The sequence below is a fragment of the Catenibacterium sp. CAG:290 genome (assembly GCF_000437715.1).
Lineage (GTDB): Bacteria > Bacillota_I > Bacilli_A > Erysipelotrichales > Coprobacillaceae > Catenibacterium > Catenibacterium mitsuoka_A.
Map to the genome: position 1 here is coordinate 1 of NZ_FR898786.1, position 761 is coordinate 761.

The 761-nt window shown below is 35.1% G+C and carries 1 protein-coding gene and 1 riboswitch; the gene reads right to left on the reverse strand.

Features of this window, described 5'->3' with window-relative positions; translation table 11 throughout:
* Positions 1 to 47 precede the first annotated feature (47 nt).
* On the reverse strand, positions 48 to 524 hold the full coding sequence (locus QVO42_RS03185) for a QueT transporter family protein (RefSeq protein WP_022424733.1): 477 nt from the start codon (positions 522 to 524) through the stop codon (positions 48 to 50).
* Between the two features lie 61 nt (positions 525 to 585).
* Positions 586 to 632, reverse strand: a riboswitch (PreQ1 riboswitch).
* Between the last annotated feature and the right edge of the window lie 129 nt (positions 633 to 761).

Below are 761 nucleotides of genomic sequence, written 5' to 3' on the forward strand. Positions count from 1 at the left end.
CTTAAATTCTAGCATTATTAACTTAATGACATTGCCCAGAGGTTCTTTTATGCTTTAATAATCTTTAATACTGGTTCATTCTTTTCTAATAATCCAAATAAGAATGCACCGATTTCTAATACAACAAATTCACCTACAAATACATAAACAGCATTTAATAGGAAAGGTGTATGGAATGCAAGTGTTAATTCAATACCAACAATGATACCGTTGATTAATCCACCTAAGATACCACCAACATAACGATTAGATACTTTGTTCATTGCGATAACTGCAAGTAAAGTCGCAAATGTACCAAATACCATATCATATGCACCAAGAGATGATGGAACGTTCGCAATGAAGCATCCTAATACTAATCCTGGGATATATTTCTTATTGTAGAATGCAAGGAAGATCATTACTTCTGAAATTCTCATCTGCACCTGACCATAAGAAATTGGCGCTAAGCCGATAGTAAGTGCTGCGTAGACTGCAGCGATGACTGCGTTTAATGCAATCGTTTTAACGTCTAGTTTTTTCATATTCGATTTTCTCCTTCTTCTAAAGAACAGTTAGAAGCCAAACATCATGAATTATATTCATATGTTCTTAGTTTTTTATACTGGGTTTGGCTCTCGAACCAGTTCTCAACTACTATATCATTTATAAGTATAGGAGACAAGAAAAAGAGTAAAAAAAAACGAGTCAAGCGGTACTTGACTCATCGGCTCATCGCATTTTTAAATTGCGACCTGGCAGCTTGCTATTGTCGCGTCTTC

Bases quoted from the DNA above. Each gene is read 5' to 3' on its own strand.
- QVO42_RS03185 (WP_022424733.1), bottom strand. From the start codon at position 524: ATGAAAAAACTAGACGTTAAAACGATTGCATTAAACGCAGTCATCGCT.